The following is a 16,677-nucleotide window of genomic DNA, read 5'->3' as shown; positions in this document are numbered from 1 at the left end:
GCGGTTGCTTAGCGCAGCGTCTTATCATTTTCAGGTAGAAAAGAAAGTAAAAATCTCATCGTGGTGTGGCACCTCGGCCAGATCCGGGGTTACGCTAGGGTAACTAAGCCTGCGTGCAAACCTCGCACTACTCAACCACCAATAAGGAAGTGGCATGTCAGCGTTAGAAAAGAAATCATGGCTGCAGTACTACGGCGATTGGACTCCCCCAACGCTGGAGTACGGCGATACCACCTTGTTGGATATTTATGATCACAACCTCGAGATCAACGCCAATAAGCCAGCCACCTATTTCTTTGGCCGCCAGATGACCTATGGCGAGCTGGATAAGCGCGTGCGCTCCGCAGCCGCCGGCCTGCGCGCCCTGGGTGTGCGCCCCGGCGATCACGTGGCCATCGTGTTGCCCAACTGCCCACAGCACATCGCCGCATACTTTGCAGTGCTCAAGCTCGGCGCCACCGTGGTCGAGCACAATCCCTTGTACACCGCCCACGAGCTCGAAGGGCCGTTTAAAGACCACAAGGCTCGCGTGGCCATCGTGTGGGATAAGGCCGCTTCTACGCTAGAAAAGCTGCGTCGCACCACCCCGCTGGAGACGATCGTTTCCGTCAATATGATCGACGCCATGCCCTCGGTACAGCGTTTTGCGCTGAAGCTGCCAGTGCCGATGATTCGCAAGCAACGCGATGCACTCAGCGCCGATGCGCCGAACACCGTGCCCTGGAATGTGCTCATCGGCCCCGCCCTTGGTGGCAATGGTGACGACGTCGTCTCCTGCCCCGAGGTAACAAAAGACTCCGTGGCCTTGGTGCTCTACACCTCTGGCACCACCGGCGCACCGAAGGGCGCACAACTGACCCACGGCGGGCTTTTTGCCAACCTGCTCCAGGGCAAGGCGTGGGTGCAAGGCCTTGGCGATCAAGACGAACGCCTGCTTGGCGCATTGCCGATGTTCCACGCCTATGGCATCACCATCGTGTTGAACCTGGCGGTGTATATCGGCGGCGAGATCGTGCTGCTGCCCGCACCACAGATCCCGCTGATTATGAAGATCATGAAGAAGCACACCCCCACCTGGGTTCCTGGCGTGCCCACCTTGTATCAGAAGATCGTGGAGGCGGCCGAGGCGAAGAATATCTCGATCTCCGGTGTGCGCAACTCATTTTCCGGTGCCTCCACGCTGCCCACCGACACGGTGGAGCGTTGGGAAAAGCTCACCGGCGGGCTGCTGGTTGAAGGCTATGGGCTCACTGAAACCTCGCCCATCATCGTTGGTAATCCCATGAGCTCGGATCGCCGACCCGGCTATGTGGGTATCCCCTTCCCCGATACCGAGATCCGCATTGCCAACCCGGAGAACTTGGATGAGTCAATGCCTGATGGCGAAGAAGGCGAGGTGCTTGTTCGCGGCCCGCAGGTATTTGCCGGGTATCTAAATAACCCCGAAGCTACCGAGGCCAGCTTCCACGACGGTTGGTACCGCACCGGCGACGTGGGAATCATGGAGCCCGATGGGTTTATCCGCCTGGTAGCGCGCATCAAAGAAGTGATTATCACCGGTGGGTTCAATGTGTACCCGGCGGAAGTAGAAGAGGTGCTGCGAAGCCACCCCGATATCGTCGAAGCCACCGTGGTGGGACTTCCCCGCGGCGATGGCTCCGAGCAGGTCGTAGCCGCCATCACCTTAAATGCCGGTGCGGCGCTCGACCCGGAGGGCATCAAGGAATACTGCCGCGAGAATCTCACCCGCTACAAGGTTCCGCGCACCTTCTACCACTTTGAGGAACTGCCCAAGGATCAGCTTGGCAAGGTGCGCCGCCGCGACGTGCAAGAAGAGCTGCTGAAAAAGCTCAAGCGCTAAATGCTCACCCCAACCCAGACTGGCTCAGGCTCTAGGGTGACGCCAAAGACCTGAGCCACCCCACCGCGGACATCTCGCGCCAAAGCCACGAGATCCGCGGTGCTTGCGTTTCCACGGTTAGTCAAGGCGAGGGTGTGCTTGGTTGAAAGCCTGGCCGGGGCCTCAGGGCCTGGGTAGCCCTTAGTAAAGCCGGCTTTATCAATCAGCCAGGCGGCAGAAAGCTTGACGCCGCCTGCTACCTCAAAGGCGGGCATGGTACTTGCTAGTTCTTCGCCCAGCGTTGTCGCCACCGCCTCGCGCACCTGCTTGGCCTGCTCGGGGCTGAGGATCGGGTTGGTAAAGAAGGATCCCGCAGACCACGTATCGTGATCCGATGCTTGATACACCATGCCCTTGCCGCGGCGAAGCGCCAAGACCGCATCGCGCACATCGGCAATGGGGAGGCGTTGTTCGGCTTCTGCGTCGAGCCTTCTAGCAAGCTCTCCAAAGCGCAGCGGGGCAGAAAGGCCATCGTTGTGAAGCTGCAAGGTGATATCGAGCACCACCGCACGCTGGGTAAATTTCAGGTTGGAGTAGCGATAGGCAAGATCCAGCTCTGAAGCCTCAGCGGTGACAATTTGGCCACGCTGCCTGTCATACAAGGTGACTTCCACCAAGACATCGGCAATTTCGCAGCCGTAGGCGCCAACATTTTGCACCGGGGTGGCCCCGGCGCTGCCGGGAATGCCCGAGAGGCACTCAATGCCGCCTAAACCAGCAGCCACGGCAGTTTCCACGACCTCATCCCATACCGCGCCCGCATCGGCACGAAGCCGTGCGGAGTGGGCATCAATATCGATGGCATCGAAGTCGAGAATCACAGCGGCCAATGGCACATCGCCATCGGCAACCACCAGATTGGATCCTCCGCCAACCACCAGCAAGGGGATGCGGTGGGCGTCGAAAAGCTTGACTACCTCAACGGCTGCCTGCTGAGAAAAGCAGCGAAAACTCGCCAAGGGCGTGCCACCGAGGTGCAAGGTAGTCAGTTGAGCAAAGGGCTCCTGGCCACGGGTGACCGAGTCGAAGGCCGCTGCCTGCTCGAAGATTTCTTCGTAGTGAGGATCCAACAATGTATTTGCCACACCATCAAAGGTAGTCTGTACGCATGACGACACGAAGCGAGAACACTGTAACCATCGCACAACCGGCGAATAAGGTGCATGAAGCACTCACCAACGCCGACTACTGGGCCTACGTCACCCAGCACCTTTCCCCCGAGCCGGGCCAGGTACATGAATTCACCGAAGCAGACGGCGGCGCAGTAGCCACCCTCTTTGAAGTGCTCCCCCAAGAACTCCTGCCCGAAGCTGTCCGCGGAATGATCAGCCAATCCCTGAAGGTGAAGCGCGTAGTCAACGTTGGTGCACTCGAAGGCGACAACGCCAAGCACTCCTACACCGCCGATGTGAAAGGCACCCCTGTGGACTTCAAGGGTGAGATCAGCATGCGCGGCGAGGGCGATACCACCGTGCTTGATTACGCCAACGAAGTCACCGTGAACATCCCCTTCATGGGTGGCGCTATCGAACCGAAGGTAGCCGAGGCACTTGGTGAGCTTTTCAATAATGAAGGCAACCTCACCGAACAGTGGATTAACGACAACCTCTAAGCCTTTAGGCACCCGAAACACCCCATGGCCGACCACGCCCACAATAAGCGAGCCGAATTCGCTCGGGCTGGTCGGCCTTCGCGTCCCATCGGCGTGATCACCAGAGGCACCACCAACCAAAACCGCCTGCGGCGCTGCGACCGGTGGATGGCCAATAACCCCGAGATCCAGCGCCTACTCAAGCACGCCAACGACCCCCTTGCCATCGACTTAGGCTACGGCGCCTCTGCAACCACCACCGTGGAATGGGCACAGTGGCTCAGGCGAATTCGGCCCGATATCGACGTCCTTGGCCTAGAGATCGCACCCGAAAGAATCCAACCGGCACAGCAGGGCGTGCGCTTTGGTTTGGGCGGTTTCGAGCTCGCAGGCCATAGGCCGCACCTGGTGCGAGCCTTTAATGTGTTGCGCCAATACGACGTGAACCAAGTACACGATGCCTGGCATACCGTGTGCAGCAGGCTAGCCCCCGGTGGGCTTTTTATCGAAGGCACCTGCGATGAGCTTGGCCGACGCAGCACCTGGATCACCCTCGATGCCCACGGGCCACGCACGCTCACCCTCGCCTGGGATCCGCTGCATACCGATTACCCCTCAGAGCTTGCAGAACGCCTCCCCAAAGCGTTGATCCACCGCAATGTGCCCGGCGAAAAGATTCATACACTGCTCCAGCGGCTCGACCGCGCCTGGGATCACACCGTGGCCCTGGCTCCTTTTGGTCCGCGACAACGCTGGCGCGAAACACAACGCCTGGTAGCAACAGAGCTCGGCATCGCAGCACAGCGGCACCGAAGAAGCGATAATCTTTTTGAAGTTCCCTGGTCATTGGTCGCAGCGGAGCAAGATGACTCCAAGCCTTAGTGCTTGGCTCATGGCGTTTTGTAGCGAAATCAGGCACTCTTAGCTACGTGAGCAAATCATCATCAGGAATTTTCAAAGTCGTCTTAAGCATCCTCGCGGTGCTGCTTATTGTGCTCATTGGTAGCGAATTTGGCGCCCGCTGGTATGTGACCAAGCAAATCCGCGATGAAGTTGGCCAAAGTGCCGATGGCCGCCAAGCCGAAGTATCCCTTGGATCCTCGCCGCTGCTGCTGGGGATGCTGCAAAAAGACGTAGACCAGGTAGAAATCACTACCCCAGATACCGTCAAGATTGAGCGGCCAGCAGACCCCAACGCCGTGCCCGTGATCAGCGGTACCCCCGATGCGCACATCATGATCGAGCACCTGGATATCAGCGACCCCGATCACCTCATTGCTCAGGATCTGCAATTAACCACGCAGCTCAGCAACGAGTTCCTCCTGGCCAACCTGCAGGTCTACCTCGACGGCGCGTTGCCACAAGAGCCAGCCCCAGACGCCAACCTGCTGGAATCCTTGGCGGGCAAGCTCATCCAAAACACCGTGAGCATCAGCGATGTGCAGTCGCACCCCCAAAACGGCACCATGGAAGTAGAAATCAGCAATGGTGCAGCCAATATTGAGCTCGAACCCCGCGTGAAAGATGGACAGCTCACCTTCGTAGCCAAGAACACCTCAGTGTTGGGCTTTAGCCTCCCATCGAGCGTGTCCGATGCCCTCACCCAAGCCTTCAAGCAGGCCGCAGGCAGCATCGACGTTGGCCTGGAATTTAAAGGCATCAAGGTCTTAGACGACGGGATGGAAGTTGAGCTCGAAGGCCACGATATCGACCTCAATGAGCTATCTGCCGAAAATAACTTCGGGCCTTCTGTCTAATCTTCTAGCTATATATCTAGAAGATGGGTGATCCAGAGCCCCTGAGCCCCCGCCTCCACCATGGCGGGGGCTTGTTCATTGCCACACACCGCAATCACCGGCACCGCACTGTGCTGGCTTAGATGCCGCACCCCTTCGGCGGTGCTGTCGGTGATCCCCGAGACGATGGCATCGATGCCGATGGGGGTGAGCTGGCGGGCAGCCCATTGCAGGTGTTGGGCATCAAAGATGGTGGTGTCGAGGAAGACGGCGAGCTGCGCGGGATGCGGAATGGCTTCGCGTACTGTGGCGATCTCTGTGATGAATCCGGTGGAGTTGAAGGCCGCGATATTGGCGTATTCGGGCACCACCGCCACCGTGCTGGCGCCTTCTTGTACCGCCAGGCGCGCTTCTGAGGCTTTGATGAGGCCGTGGTGCTGGCCGCTTGGGTATCCGGCCACGCTGGCAACCTGAGGCTGCGTGGGAGCCTCCTGGGGGCGCTGGCGGGCGTTGAGCTCGGCACCGTGGTGGCCGTGCTGTGGCGCGTCGTGCTGGCTGGCGCCTGCCTCACTGGCGCCTGGCTTGCTGGGGCCTTGCTGGCTGGGATCCTGCTCGCCCGGTACGGCTCGCAGCAAGCTCGGTGGCACCACTACCCCGATGCCCTGCGCCGCTGCGTTGTGGCAGGCTTCGCGCACGCTTTGAAAGCTCGCTGTGGGTTCAAGCAGCAGGGCGCTGATGGGAATGTCCACGGTGCCTCGCGTTTACCAGCCGTAGTTGCCGTCGAGGATGTTTTTGATCTGGGGGCGAACATCGAACCAGTACAGGCCGATGATGACGATGCCGATCCAGGAGAGGAAGGGGATGGGCAGAAGCTGCACGACGGCAGATCCAGCCAGCAGGCCTACCCACACCCACTTGTCTTGGCGATCCGCTACTTGGAAGGCATCGCCGCGGGTAGAAGCGCTGAGCACTGCACCAATCGCGCCGGCTGCAACGATGAGCAGCTTGAAGGTGAAGATGGCGTAGCGCAGCAGCATGTAAATAGAGGCAATAGTCATAGGGTTCTTTCGGTTTTTATACGCCAAACAACAGGTAGGACACAGTGTAAATGGCTAATCCTGCAATCGCACCAACGATGGTGCCGTTGAGCCTGATGTACTGCAGATCCTTGCCCACCATAAGCTCAATCTTGTCGGCTGCTTCATCGGCATCCCAGCGCTCGATCGTCTCGGAGATAATCGAGGTCACTTCTTCTGCATAATTGTCCGCCAGGAAGGCGGCGGCCTTGGTGATGCGTCGATCCAGCGCATTGCGCACATCGGCATCCTCGTGCAGGCGGTGACCCCACTCCAAGGAGAGCTCTCGGGTTTTTTGGCGAAGGATCGAGTGAGGATCTTCGGCGGTATCAATGATGGTGGCCGAGGCTTTATCCCACAGGGTCGCTGCGATATTTTGCATCGGTTCGCTGGTCATGACGTCGTGTTTGATTTCCTCCACCTTGGCAATCATGGCGGGATCATGTTGAAGGTCCTCTGAGAACTGGTGCAGGAAACGTCGAATAGCTTGGCGCGCCTCATGGTTTTTATCGCGATCCACGGCAGCTGTCCACTGAATAAGCTCGCGATAGACCCTGTCACCGACCAGCTCGTTGACGAACTTCGGCGCCCAGCTCGGGGCACGCTCATCGAGAAGGCGCACAATCAACGCCTCCGAGCCCAAAGCCTTGACGTGCAGCCAGTGCACAAGCTGATCTACCACCGGCTCCACCTGGCCGCCCTTGATGAGGTCTTCAAGCAGCTTGCCCACAGGAGGACCCCACGCTGGCTCTTTGAGCTTGTCGACGACCGCCGTGCGGATCACCGCCTCGGCATCATCGGGATCGAGCGCTCGCACCACCCTCGCGGTGAATTTTCCAACCTCTTTGGACACGCGATCGGCGTTCGCGGGCTGCACCAACCAATTGGCGATGTGGCTGGGCAGGTTAGCGCTTTGGATCTTTTGGGTAATCAGCGTGGCGTTGAGGAAGTTTTCTGCCACGAAGTCGCTCAGCGCCTCGCCCACCTGATCCTTCTTGCGCTTCACAATCGCGGTGTGCGGAATTTTAAGCCCGAGTGGATAGCGAAATAGCGCGGTGACGGCGAACCAGTCTGCTAGGCCGCCCACCATGCCGGCTTCGGCGGCTGCGCGAAGAAATCCCACCCACACCGGAGTGGGGTCTGTGGCTGCGGTGTACCACTGGCAACTTAAGAAGATCACGGCTGCAACGCCCAACAAGCTGGTGGCAAAGAGCTTGTGGTTGCGAAGTGTCTTGCGTCGCGCTGCTTCGTCTTCAGGTGAAGGCCCTGGGACCGCGAGGCGTTCTTGGCTAGCTTGCATGCGGCTCATTATTGCGCAAGCACTGCCTGGATACCGCATTGAGGCTGCGCAGTCTGGGCTTTTCTAGGCATAAAGAAAAGCGCCCGCCTCAAGGCGAGCGCTCAAAGAAAGCGAAAGCTACATCGTGATTAGTTGATGCGACCGGTTTCGGAGCGATACTTGCGGTAATCGCGACGGCCGTAGTGGATGAGGCCGAAGCCACCGACGATGCAGGCACCGGCGATGATGGCGCCGATGAGTACGTAGGTGCCCCAGTGCTCCTGGGAGCCTACGGTTTGAGCACCGAAGCCGAAGACCAGGGTGCCAAGGCCAGCCAGGGCGGTGAGCAGCAGACCCATACCAAGCCAGGTGGAGGTCTTTTGCAGCGAAGAGTGCGGTGCGTAGTAGCTCACCGGGTCGTAGCCGTCGATGTAGTTCATACGACCTTCAAAGACGGGGTAACCCTCGGACTTCGTAGCCTTTACAGAGTCAGACATTGTGGTGTTGGCCCTTTCTTCCTGTTGCCTTCGCTTTGCCCGGCGAGCTGGTGCTCTGCGACGAGCGCAATGCGTTATGTAGGTGCAAGTTTAGCCGTGGTGTGTTGCCCCACGCGAACCTCAAGAGAGTCACAGTTCTCACACTAGCCACAAATAGGGGGGAGGGGTTGATTGTTTTCAATCCTTTGGTTGATAACGCGAAACCCCCGCCTCGGGGAGGCGGGGGTTAAGCGTGGAGGTGGGCTGAAGAACTAGTCGTCCTTCGCACGGAAGGCAGCGCGTGCGCGCTCCTTGTTCACTGCGGCCACCGCGGTCAGCGGGATACCGGCAGGGCACACATCGGCGCACTCACCGTAGAGGGAGCAGTGACCGAAGTTGGTCTCAAGCTCATCAACCATCTTGCGTGCACGCTTGCCGCGCTCTTCTTTGCCAAGCGGCATCAAGGAGAGGTGCTTGAGCTTCGCACCGGTAAACAGGTGTGCTGCACCGTTGGGGCAGGCAGCAACGCAGGCGCCACAGCCGATACATGCGGCGTGGTCGAGTGCGAGCTCTGCCGTCTGGTGGTTGAGGTGCAAAGTGTCGGCATCGGGTGCGGTGCCGGCATTCACGGTGACATAGCCACCCTGTTGCATCACGCGGTCAAGGGCGGAGCGGTCAACGACCATGTCCTTGATCACGGGGTATGCGGCCGAGCGGAAAGGCTCGATCTTCAGGGTCTCACCGTCTTTGACGTTGAGCAGGCGCTGCTGGCAGGCGGGCTGGTTTTGCTCGCGGCCGTGGGGGCGACCATTGACCAACAGACCACAGGTGCCACAAATACCTTCGCGGCAGTCAGAAGCAAAGGCGAAGGGTTCCTTGCCCTGCTCGATGAGGTTGCTGTTGACGTGGTCCAGCAGCTCCAGGATGGACATCTGAGGGACTGCATCGGGAACGTCGACCGATTCGAAGTGGCCCTCGCTGTACGGTCCGGCTTGGCGCCAGATTTCGAGATGGAGTTTCATTACTTGTAGTTCCTTGTCATCAGCGGGATCGATTCGAAGGTGAGCGGCTCAGCGTGGCGAACGAATTCGCCCTCAGCCTGGCCAGGCTCCCATGCGGACACGAAGCACCAGTTCTCGTCGTCACGCTCAGCCTCGCCCTCAGGGGAGAGGTGATCGTCGCGGAAGTGTGCACCACAGGACTCGTCGCGGTCGAGTGCGTCAACGCACATGAGCTCGCCCAAGTCGATGTAGTCGGCAACGCGCTGAGCGTATTCGAGCACCTGGTTCATTTCTTCTTGCTTGCCGGTGACGCGAACGTTGGCCCAGAAGTCGCGGCGCAGTGCGCGGATCTTTTCGATGCCGCTCTTGAGGTCCTCGACATTACGAGCCACACCACAGGAGAAGTACAGGATCTCACCGAGCTGGCGGTGGTAGTACTCAGGTCCGTGGGGGTCGGTGCCGTTGACGCTCATCAGGCGGTCGATGCGAGCCTGTGCGCGCTGCAGTGCTTCAGCAACCTCGGGTGCATCCTCGCCGAGGCGTTCCTCGCCAAGGTGGTTAGCAAGGTAGTGCGGGATGGTGAACGGAAGGGTGAACCAACCGTCAACGGATGCAGACAGCAGCGAGTTCGCGCCGAGGCGGTTCGCACCGTGGTAGGTCCAGGAGCACTCACCTGCTGCGAACAGACCAGGAATCGAGGTCATCTCGTCGAAGTCGGTCCACAGGCCACCCATGGTGAAGTGGCAGGTAGGTGCAATACGCATCGGGGTGGTGTAGGGGTCCTCACCAATGGCCTCTTCGTACATCTGGAAGAGGTTGGAGTAGCGCTCGCGGATGGTGTCTTGACCCAGACGCTCGATGGCGTCGCGGAAGTCAAGGTACGCAGCGTTGTGCAGCGGTCCAACACCCAGGCCCTTGTTGATCTGCTGGGAGATCGCACGAGATGCAACGTCGCGGGGCACCAGGTTGCCGAATGCGGGGTAACGGCGCTCAAGGAAGTAGTCGCGCTCTTCCTCGGGGATGGTGTTGGGGTCGCGATCGTCCTTTTCCTTGATCGGCGACCACACGCGACCGTCGTTACGCAGCGACTCGGACATCAGAATCGTCTTCGACTGCCACTCGGAGTTCACCGGCAGGCCGGTCGGGTGGAACTGGATGAAGGAAGGCGAAGCGATGTATGCGCCCTGCTCGTAGGCACGCATCATGGCGCCTGCGTTGGAGTTCTTGGCCAACGTGGACATGTGGTACACGTTGCCGTAACCGCCGGTAGCCAGGATCACTGCGTGACCGGTGTGGGCGGTGAGCTCACCGTTGATCAGGTTGCGCATGACCAGACCCTGGCAGCGCTTGTTATCGCCTTCACCGGTGACGATCAGGTCAACCATCTCGTTGTGGGTGAAGATCTCTACCGAGCCCTCGTGGATCTGACGCTGCAGCGAAGATGCAGTGGAAAGCTGCAACTGCTGGCCTGTCTGACCACGGGTGTAGTAGGTACGGGAAACCTGCACACCACCGAAGGAACGGGTAGCAAGGGTGCCACCGTATTCGCGGGCGAAGGGAGCGCCGATGGCGTTCATGTGGTCGATAACGCGAACCGACTCAACAGCCAAGCGCCAGCAGTCGGACTCACGGCAGCGGTAGTCGCCGCCCTTCACGGTGTCCTTGACGTGGCGGTATGCACCGTCGTTGTCCACCTTCTTGCCACGGGCGGAGTTCACGCCACCCTGTGCAGCAATGGAGTGCGCACGACGCGGTGCGTCGTGGTAGGTGAACACCTTGACGTCGTAGCCGAGCTCGCCGAGTGCGGCGGCAGCAGCGCCACCGGAAAGGCCGGTACCCACAACGAGTACGCGGAACTTACGACGGTTCAGCGGGGACACAAGGTTCATGTGGTTCTTGTGGTACTCCCACATTTCCTTGGTGGGAACGCCCTTAGGCTCGGCGGAGTCGAGAACGCTGCCGGGACGTACACCTGGCACGACCGATGCAGGCTGGTTGAACTCAGGGCGAGCTGTGGTTTGTGTGTGATTGCTCATAGTTGAAAAACCTTTACGTCCTTAGCCGATCCAGCCCAAAGCGATGGACAGAGGAATGGCGATGTTGCCGATCAGCACCACTGCAGGAAGCAGGTAGGCGATGAAGAGCATGACCGCGCGCCAACGGCGACCGGTGATACCGAGGTCGCTGGTGGCGAGCCAAATGCCGTGGGTCAGGTGCAGGAACAGGGTGACCATGGCAATGATGTAGAAGATGGTCACAGGCCAGCGAGAGAAGCTGGCGATCATGTTGGCGTAGATCTCACCGTGAACAAACTGATCCGAAGCTGCCGGAGCCACACCTGCAGTGAGGTCGAGGATGTGGAAGATGATGAAGGCCAGCAGCACCACACCGGTGACCAGCATGGTCGAGGTGGTGAAGCTGTTCATGCCGCCCATGAGGTTGGTACGACGGAACTTACCGCGGGACTTGTGGGAACGACCGGTCAGGGCGAACGCACCGTAGATGTGCAGCGCCAGGCAGGCAAGCAGCACAATGCGGAAGATCCAGAGGAAAGCCTCGTGGGGGAACAGCGGGTAGAACATGTTGCGCAGCCACTCGCCGTAAACGTCGATCGGATGCGTGCCGTCTTCATAGAACGGCAAGAAGACCTTCAGGTTGCCGGCCATGTGGAAGGCAACGAACAACGCGAAAATCAGGCCGGTGACGGCCATAGTGAGCTTGAGCGCCCACGTCGGATACTTCGGCCGCTCACGCAGCGGCTTCTCAGTGATTTTGCCGTGAGCAACTGCCTCACGGTCGATATTTTGTACAGTCATGGCACCTCCAGTGTCGTATTCACTTTAGAACGCTGGTGTCACCCTAAACCACTTAGAATCACTCGGGTGAGCCACCTCACATCGGGCAAAAAACTAGCCCCACGCTGCAGTTTAGGGTTGCCTTAGCTTTCTTTGAACTGACATATCAGGCAAAACCCCTGCTCCACCGGCTCCTATTCTGAGACGCTTTGAAGGCCGCCTTAATGGCCGAAAACATGCCCTATTAAATACCGAATAGTTCAGGTTTAAGTTATCCACCCATTTGGGATCAATCGAAGGGATGACAGTTTTATGAAAGCAAAAGTGAAGATTTGCAAAGTTTTGCCATAAGGAACTTTGCAGTACCTCGCACCTGGCTTAAAGTGTGATCCATGACAAAGACCTATGTCGGGTCACGCCTTCGCCAGCTCCGCCGCGAACGCGACCTCAGCCAAGCCTCGCTCGCCCATGCGCTGGGACTTTCTGCCAGCTACGTCAACCAAATCGAACACGACGTGCGCCCCCTTACCCTCACCGTGCTCGACCGCATCACCGAAACCTTTGGCGTAGATCGCACCTTCTTTTCACGCGACGATAACTCCAGGCTGGTCGCCGAAATCCAAGACGTCACACTCGATCGCGAGATCTGCCCTACCCCCATCAACCTCGAACACCTCTCCGAGATGGTGGAGCATCACCCCGACGTAGCCAGGCTCATGGTGGCGATGCATCGCCGCTATCGCAACGTGCGCGACAAGCTCAGCGTGGCCACCGATGCGCGCTTTGCCGGCTCCAATAACGAAACGGCCGCAGTCTCCGAAGCACTATCGATGCCACACGATGAAGTGCGTGACTTCTTCTACGCCCACCAGAACTACCTTGACGTGCTCGACCGCAATGCTGAGGCTTTGGCAAAGGAACTAGCCATACGCACCTTCGATATCCGCGGCACCGAACAGGCGATCATCCAACAACTGCGCCACCACGGCATCACCATCGATATCCGCGAACTTGGCGGCGCGCTGCACCACTTTGATCGCTCCGCTAACACCATTAGCCTGTCCCCTTTGCTGGATACCGGCCAACGAGCCTTCCGCCTCGCCTCGGAGCTGGGCTTCCTCCAAGCAGGCAACACGATTCAATCACTGGTTGAAGATGCGGGGTTTAGCACCCAAGAAGCACAGCGCCTTGGCATGAGGGGGCTCGCCTCCTATTACGCAGCGGCGCTGATGATGCCCTACGCGCTATTTCACACCCAAGCCGAGCGTTGCGGTTATGACATTGAATACCTGGCAACCATGTTCGGTGTGGGATATGAAACCATCTGCCACCGCCTTTCCACGCTGCAAAGGGACAACCTTCGAGGCATTCCCTTCACCTTCATCCGTGCAGACCGAGCCGGCAATATTTCTAAGCGCCAATCTGCCACCGGATTCCACTTCACCCACGCAGGCGGCACCTGCCCGCTATGGAATGTGTATGAGGCATTTAGTACACCTGGCCAGATCGTGCGGCAGGTAGCGCAGATGCCAGACGGCAGAACCTACCTATGGATCGCGCGCACGGTTCGCCACGACATTGGGCGTTTTGGCGATACCGGAAAGCTCTTCTCCATTGCCCTTGGCTGCCAGATCCAGCACGCCTCGCGCACCGTCTACGCCACCGGCTTAGACCTCAACCACACCGTTCCCATCGGTGCTGGCTGCCGCGTGTGCTTGCGTGAAGATTGCGCCCAGCGCGCTTTCCCACCGGTAAACCGCCCCATCAATATCGACGCGCATAGCTCTTCCATCGCGCCCTACTAGGTGAGGCGGCCGTGTCACCTGGCGCTGCACACCTTGTGCACGCGAGCAGGAGTAGCTTGGGGCTTATGGCACGTCCAGAACCAAAATGCCCGATTCGTTTTGGCGAGCCCTGCTCGCTGTGCGTTCCCGGCGCCAGCGGCCCACAGGACTGCCAACTCGTTGCCCTCGTGCGCGATGACCCTGAGCTCCTTGAGCTTCAGCAGGCCATGCGCCAGAACAAACGCGGCCAAAAGCGCTAAACACAAAAGAGGAGCCGGAACACCCGCTGTGATTGCGGGGTTCCGGCTCTTTTCAGGCCTGTGGCCAGAATGCCTTTAGAGGTTAATCATGTGCCCCATGATGCCTTCAGCGGCTTCCTTCATGGCCTCGGAAAGCGTGGGGTGGGTGTGGACGTTGCGCCCGATTTCCTCGCAGGTGAGGTCGAAGCGCTGTGCCAAGGTCAGCTCTGGGAGCAGCTCGGAGACGTTGGCGCCAACCATGTGGGCACCAAGCAGCTCGCCAAATTCTGCATCCGCCACGATCTTGACAAAGCCGGCGGTTTCAGCCAGGCCGGCTGCCTTGCCGTTTGCGGAGAATGGGAAGCTGGCGACCTTGATTTCGCGGTCGGAGAACTTCTCCTTGGCTGCCTGCTCGGTGTAGCCGAAGGAAGCAACCTGCGGGTTACAGAAGGTTGCGCGAGGCATCATCATGTAATCGCCAAGCTCTTCGGTTTCTGCACCTGCAATGGTCTCGGCAGCAACAACGCCCTGAGCCTCAGCCACGTGAGCAAGCTGCAGCTTCGCGGTCACGTCGCCAATGGCGTAGATGTGATCCACGGAGGTGCGCATGCGCTCATCAATGTCGATGGCGCCGCGTTCGGTGAGCTTCACGCCGGTGTTTTCAAGGCCGAAGCCCTCAACGCGAGGAGCGAAGCCGATGGAAATCATCACGCGCTCAGCCTTGAGGGTTTCAGACTTGGAACCGTCCTTGGATTCCACGTCTACTTCCACGCTATCGCCGTTATCGCGCACTGCGGTGGTCTTGTGGCCAGTAAGCAGCTTCACGCCGAGCTTCTTGTACTGCTTGGCAATTTCCTTGGACACATCGGCGTCCTCATTCGGAAGCACGCGATCCATGAATTCGACGATGGTGACGTCTACGCCATAGTTAGCCAGCACATAGGCAAACTCCATGCCGATTGCACCGGCGCCCACGATCACGATGGACTTCGGTGCTTCTTCTTTGAGGATCTGCTCTTCATAAGAAAGCACATTGCCGCCAAGCTCTACGCCAGGCAGGGAGCGCACCACGGAACCGGTAGCGATAATGCAGTTATCAAAGGTAATGGTCTTACCTTCGTCTTTACCCTCGCTCACCTCGATGGTGTTGGCGTCTTTGAAGGTGCCAAGACCATCGATTTCGGTGATCTTGTTCTTCTTCATCAGGTAGTGCACGCCCTTTACGATGCCTGCAGATACCTTACGAGAACGCTTGTGTGCGGTGGGGTAATCAAAGGACACATCGCCGGAGATGCCAAAGGTCTTGGCCTCGTGGTTGAAGATGTGCGCCACTTCGGCGTTCTTCAACAGTGCCTTAGAAGGGATGCAGCCTACGTTCAGGCAGACACCGCCCCAGTACTGCTTTTCTACTACGGCAACTTTTTTACCAAGCTGCGCTGCACGGATGGCGGCGACATAGCCACCAGGGCCAGCGCCGAGAACTACTACGTCAAAATGATCAGTCACAAACCCCAAGGATACGGAATTTAAGTAAATTTTTCCGCTACCTGAGCGATAACGCTCCAGCCAGGGGGTGCCCGGCAACGCGAGCTGGTGGCACATGAGCACCACAGATGCTGCCAGCGGCCGTGCTCGTATCAACCCTTGAGCCAGAGGTGACAAGAAGAAGCTGAGGCCGTGACGTAAGTAATCGCATGGGTTAAACTTTTCGTTACTCCTCGGATATCCCCTCAACGATGCAAGGAACATATATGAAGCTTCACCGCAGCGTAGCCGCATCGGCGGCAGTGCTTGCACTAGCACTTGGTAGCGCTTTGCCTGCTCATAGCTCCCCGGTAACCCCAGCTCAGGTCGCTGGCGACACCCCATTGGCTAGTGTGCATGAAGGCGCAACCCCAGGTTTGGATCCGCTGTGGCGCAATAAGCTTGACGGGAAGCGTCAAGTGGAGATGTGGGCTCATTCGCCTTCCATGAACCGCGATGTGCCCTTGGCTGTGTTGAAGGCATCGTCCCCGAACCGCCCCACCCTGTATCTGCTCAATGGTGCTGATGGTGGCGAGGGTTCGGTGAACTGGGTGCTTCGCACCGATGCCTTGGACTTCTATGCGGATAAAGACATCAACGTGGTCATCCCCATGGCCGGCGCTTTCTCCTACTACATGGACTGGCAAGAAGATGCTCCCAGCATCGGTGGTGTGCAGAACTGGGAAACCTTCCTTACTAAGGAACTCCCCGGCCCGCTTGAGCAGGCCCTTGGCGCTAATGGCCAGCGCGCCATCGCTGGCATGTCCATGTCGGCTACTTCTTCGCTGCTGCTAGCCGAGCACAACCCCGGTTTCTACGATGCCGTGGCGTCCTTTTCCGGATGTGCCGCAACCTCTGATCCGGTAACCAATACCTTTGTGCGCCTCACGGTCAACCGCGGCGGCAACAAGCCCGAGCAGATCTGGGGTCCGATTGGCAGCGAATACAATCGCTACAACGATGCGCTGATCAACGCCGAAGGCCTGCGCGGTACGCCGCTGTATATCTCCAATGGCACCGGCATCATGGGCGAGTACGATACGCCCTCCTACCTCATCGAACAGGGCGTTAGCCCCGCTGAGGCACCGATTGTGTCTGGCCGTATTGCCGTTGAAGGTGGCGTGATTGAGGCCTCGACGAATGCCTGCACGCACGCCATGAAGGTGAGACTAGACACACTCGGCATTCCCGCTGATTACAACTTCCGCCCAGTTGGGACGCACTCTTGGGGCTACTGGATCCAGGATCTGCGTGATTCCTGGTCGACAATCGCCCG

16 protein-coding genes are annotated in these 16,677 nt (G+C 58.8%); 7 read left to right on the top strand and 9 right to left on the bottom strand.

The annotated features are described in order from the left end of the window. Positions 1–154: 154 nt before the first annotated feature. Positions 155–1,861, top strand: a complete 1,707-nt coding sequence (locus tag IEU99_RS04440) for a long-chain-fatty-acid--CoA ligase (protein WP_128890570.1) — start codon at positions 155–157, stop codon at positions 1,859–1,861. Here IEU99_RS04440 and IEU99_RS04435 read toward each other — a convergent pair. After that, entirely contained in the window at positions 1,858–2,985 is a 1,128-nt protein-coding gene (locus IEU99_RS04435; protein ID WP_128890571.1) for a UDP-N-acetylmuramate dehydrogenase, read from the bottom strand. The two genes, IEU99_RS04440 and IEU99_RS04435, sit on opposite strands and share 4 nt — an antisense overlap. A gap of 23 nt (positions 2,986–3,008) precedes the next feature. Here IEU99_RS04435 and IEU99_RS04430 point away from each other — a divergent pair, with 23 nt between their 5' ends. The 3 genes from IEU99_RS04430 to IEU99_RS04420 are packed head-to-tail and all read left to right on the top strand — an operon-like array spanning position 3,009 to position 5,248. Further along, entirely contained in the window at positions 3,009–3,512 is a 504-nt protein-coding gene (locus IEU99_RS04430) for a DUF2505 domain-containing protein (protein ID WP_128890572.1), read from the top strand. A 24-nt stretch (positions 3,513–3,536) separates the two neighbouring features. Next, the gene (locus tag IEU99_RS04425) at positions 3,537–4,373 is read left to right on the top strand and encodes a class I SAM-dependent methyltransferase (RefSeq protein WP_128890573.1); all 837 of its coding nucleotides are present in this window, start codon (positions 3,537–3,539) and stop codon (positions 4,371–4,373) included. A 47-nt stretch (positions 4,374–4,420) separates the two neighbouring features. After that, positions 4,421–5,248, top strand: a complete 828-nt coding sequence (locus tag IEU99_RS04420) for an LmeA family phospholipid-binding protein (protein ID WP_164931194.1) — start codon at positions 4,421–4,423, stop codon at positions 5,246–5,248. 8 nt (positions 5,249–5,256) lie between these two features. On the opposite strand, the gene IEU99_RS04415 is transcribed toward IEU99_RS04420, so the two are convergent. The 7 genes from IEU99_RS04415 to IEU99_RS04385 all read right to left on the bottom strand — a co-directional run bounded on the left by IEU99_RS04415 (position 5,257) and on the right by IEU99_RS04385 (position 11,875). Then, positions 5,257–5,976, bottom strand: a complete 720-nt coding sequence (locus IEU99_RS04415; RefSeq protein WP_128890575.1) for a beta/alpha barrel domain-containing protein — start codon at positions 5,974–5,976, stop codon at positions 5,257–5,259. A gap of 12 nt (positions 5,977–5,988) precedes the next feature. Beyond that, positions 5,989–6,285 (bottom strand): DUF2516 family protein, encoded by a 297-nt coding sequence (locus tag IEU99_RS04410; RefSeq protein ID WP_371869473.1) that lies wholly within the window; start codon positions 6,283–6,285, stop codon positions 5,989–5,991. A gap of 16 nt (positions 6,286–6,301) precedes the next feature. Next, on the bottom strand, positions 6,302–7,612 hold the full coding sequence (locus IEU99_RS04405) for a DUF445 domain-containing protein (RefSeq protein WP_128890576.1): 1,311 nt from the start codon (positions 7,610–7,612) through the stop codon (positions 6,302–6,304). A gap of 119 nt (positions 7,613–7,731) precedes the next feature. After that, entirely contained in the window at positions 7,732–8,079 is a 348-nt protein-coding gene (locus IEU99_RS04400; RefSeq protein WP_128890577.1) for a hypothetical protein, read from the bottom strand. A 251-nt stretch (positions 8,080–8,330) separates the two neighbouring features. Next, positions 8,331–9,080 carry a succinate dehydrogenase/fumarate reductase iron-sulfur subunit gene (locus tag IEU99_RS04395; protein ID WP_123961002.1) on the bottom strand — a complete coding sequence of 250 codons (750 nt, stop codon included), beginning with the start codon at positions 9,078–9,080 and terminating at the stop codon, positions 8,331–8,333. Next, positions 9,080–11,095: a fumarate reductase/succinate dehydrogenase flavoprotein subunit gene (locus IEU99_RS04390; RefSeq protein ID WP_128890578.1), complete on the bottom strand. Its 2,016-nt coding sequence runs from the start codon at positions 11,093–11,095 to the stop codon at positions 9,080–9,082. The genes IEU99_RS04395 and IEU99_RS04390 overlap by 1 nt, the downstream gene beginning before the upstream one ends. A 21-nt stretch (positions 11,096–11,116) precedes the next feature. Next, positions 11,117–11,875, bottom strand: a complete 759-nt coding sequence (locus tag IEU99_RS04385) for a succinate dehydrogenase cytochrome b subunit (RefSeq protein ID WP_128890579.1) — start codon at positions 11,873–11,875, stop codon at positions 11,117–11,119. Between the two features lie 371 nt (positions 11,876–12,246). Between IEU99_RS04385 and ramB the strand changes: the two genes are divergently transcribed. After that, complete coding sequence (gene ramB / locus IEU99_RS04380; RefSeq protein ID WP_128890580.1) at positions 12,247–13,659, top strand: acetate metabolism transcriptional regulator RamB; 1,413 nt, start codon at positions 12,247–12,249, stop codon at positions 13,657–13,659. Between the two features lie 65 nt (positions 13,660–13,724). Then, positions 13,725–13,898 (top strand): DUF6767 domain-containing protein, encoded by a 174-nt coding sequence (locus IEU99_RS04375; RefSeq protein WP_164931195.1) that lies wholly within the window; start codon positions 13,725–13,727, stop codon positions 13,896–13,898. 75 nt (positions 13,899–13,973) lie between these two features. On the opposite strand, the gene lpdA is transcribed toward IEU99_RS04375, so the two are convergent. Then, entirely contained in the window at positions 13,974–15,383 is a 1,410-nt protein-coding gene (gene lpdA, locus IEU99_RS04370) for a dihydrolipoyl dehydrogenase (protein ID WP_128890581.1), read from the bottom strand. A 245-nt stretch (positions 15,384–15,628) separates the two neighbouring features. Between lpdA and IEU99_RS04365 the strand changes: the two genes are divergently transcribed. Continuing rightward, the coding region (locus IEU99_RS04365) for an alpha/beta hydrolase (RefSeq protein ID WP_188358286.1) at positions 15,629–16,677 on the top strand (1,049 nt) is incomplete at its 3' end.

Origin of the sequence: Corynebacterium pelargi, from assembly GCF_014635485.1 — a bacterium.
GTDB classification, from domain to species: domain Bacteria; phylum Actinomycetota; class Actinomycetes; order Mycobacteriales; family Mycobacteriaceae; genus Corynebacterium; species Corynebacterium pelargi.
Note: the sequence above shows the minus strand (reverse complement) of the source record. Positions and strands in the feature narration are given on the sequence as shown.

What these genes read in the sequence shown, in the direction of transcription:
- IEU99_RS04440 (WP_128890570.1), top strand. Translation starts at nt 155, where the DNA reads ATGTCAGCGTTAGAAAAGAAATCATGGCTGCAGTACTACGGCGATTGG.
- IEU99_RS04430 (WP_128890572.1), top strand. Translation starts at nt 3,009, where the DNA reads ATGACGACACGAAGCGAGAACACTGTAACCATCGCACAACCGGCGAAT.
- IEU99_RS04425 (WP_128890573.1), top strand. Translation starts at nt 3,537, where the DNA reads ATGGCCGACCACGCCCACAATAAGCGAGCCGAATTCGCTCGGGCTGGT.
- IEU99_RS04410 (WP_371869473.1), bottom strand. Translation starts at nt 6,285, where the DNA reads ATGACTATTGCCTCTATTTACATGCTGCTGCGCTACGCCATCTTCACC.
- IEU99_RS04405 (WP_128890576.1), bottom strand. Translation starts at nt 7,612, where the DNA reads ATGAGCCGCATGCAAGCTAGCCAAGAACGCCTCGCGGTCCCAGGGCCT.
- IEU99_RS04400 (WP_128890577.1), bottom strand. Translation starts at nt 8,079, where the DNA reads ATGTCTGACTCTGTAAAGGCTACGAAGTCCGAGGGTTACCCCGTCTTT.
- IEU99_RS04395 (WP_123961002.1), bottom strand. Translation starts at nt 9,080, where the DNA reads ATGAAACTCCATCTCGAAATCTGGCGCCAAGCCGGACCGTACAGCGAG.
- IEU99_RS04390 (WP_128890578.1), bottom strand. Translation starts at nt 11,095, where the DNA reads ATGAGCAATCACACACAAACCACAGCTCGCCCTGAGTTCAACCAGCCT.
- IEU99_RS04385 (WP_128890579.1), bottom strand. Translation starts at nt 11,875, where the DNA reads ATGACTGTACAAAATATCGACCGTGAGGCAGTTGCTCACGGCAAAATC.
- ramB (WP_128890580.1), top strand. Translation starts at nt 12,247, where the DNA reads ATGACAAAGACCTATGTCGGGTCACGCCTTCGCCAGCTCCGCCGCGAA.
- IEU99_RS04375 (WP_164931195.1), top strand. Translation starts at nt 13,725, where the DNA reads ATGGCACGTCCAGAACCAAAATGCCCGATTCGTTTTGGCGAGCCCTGC.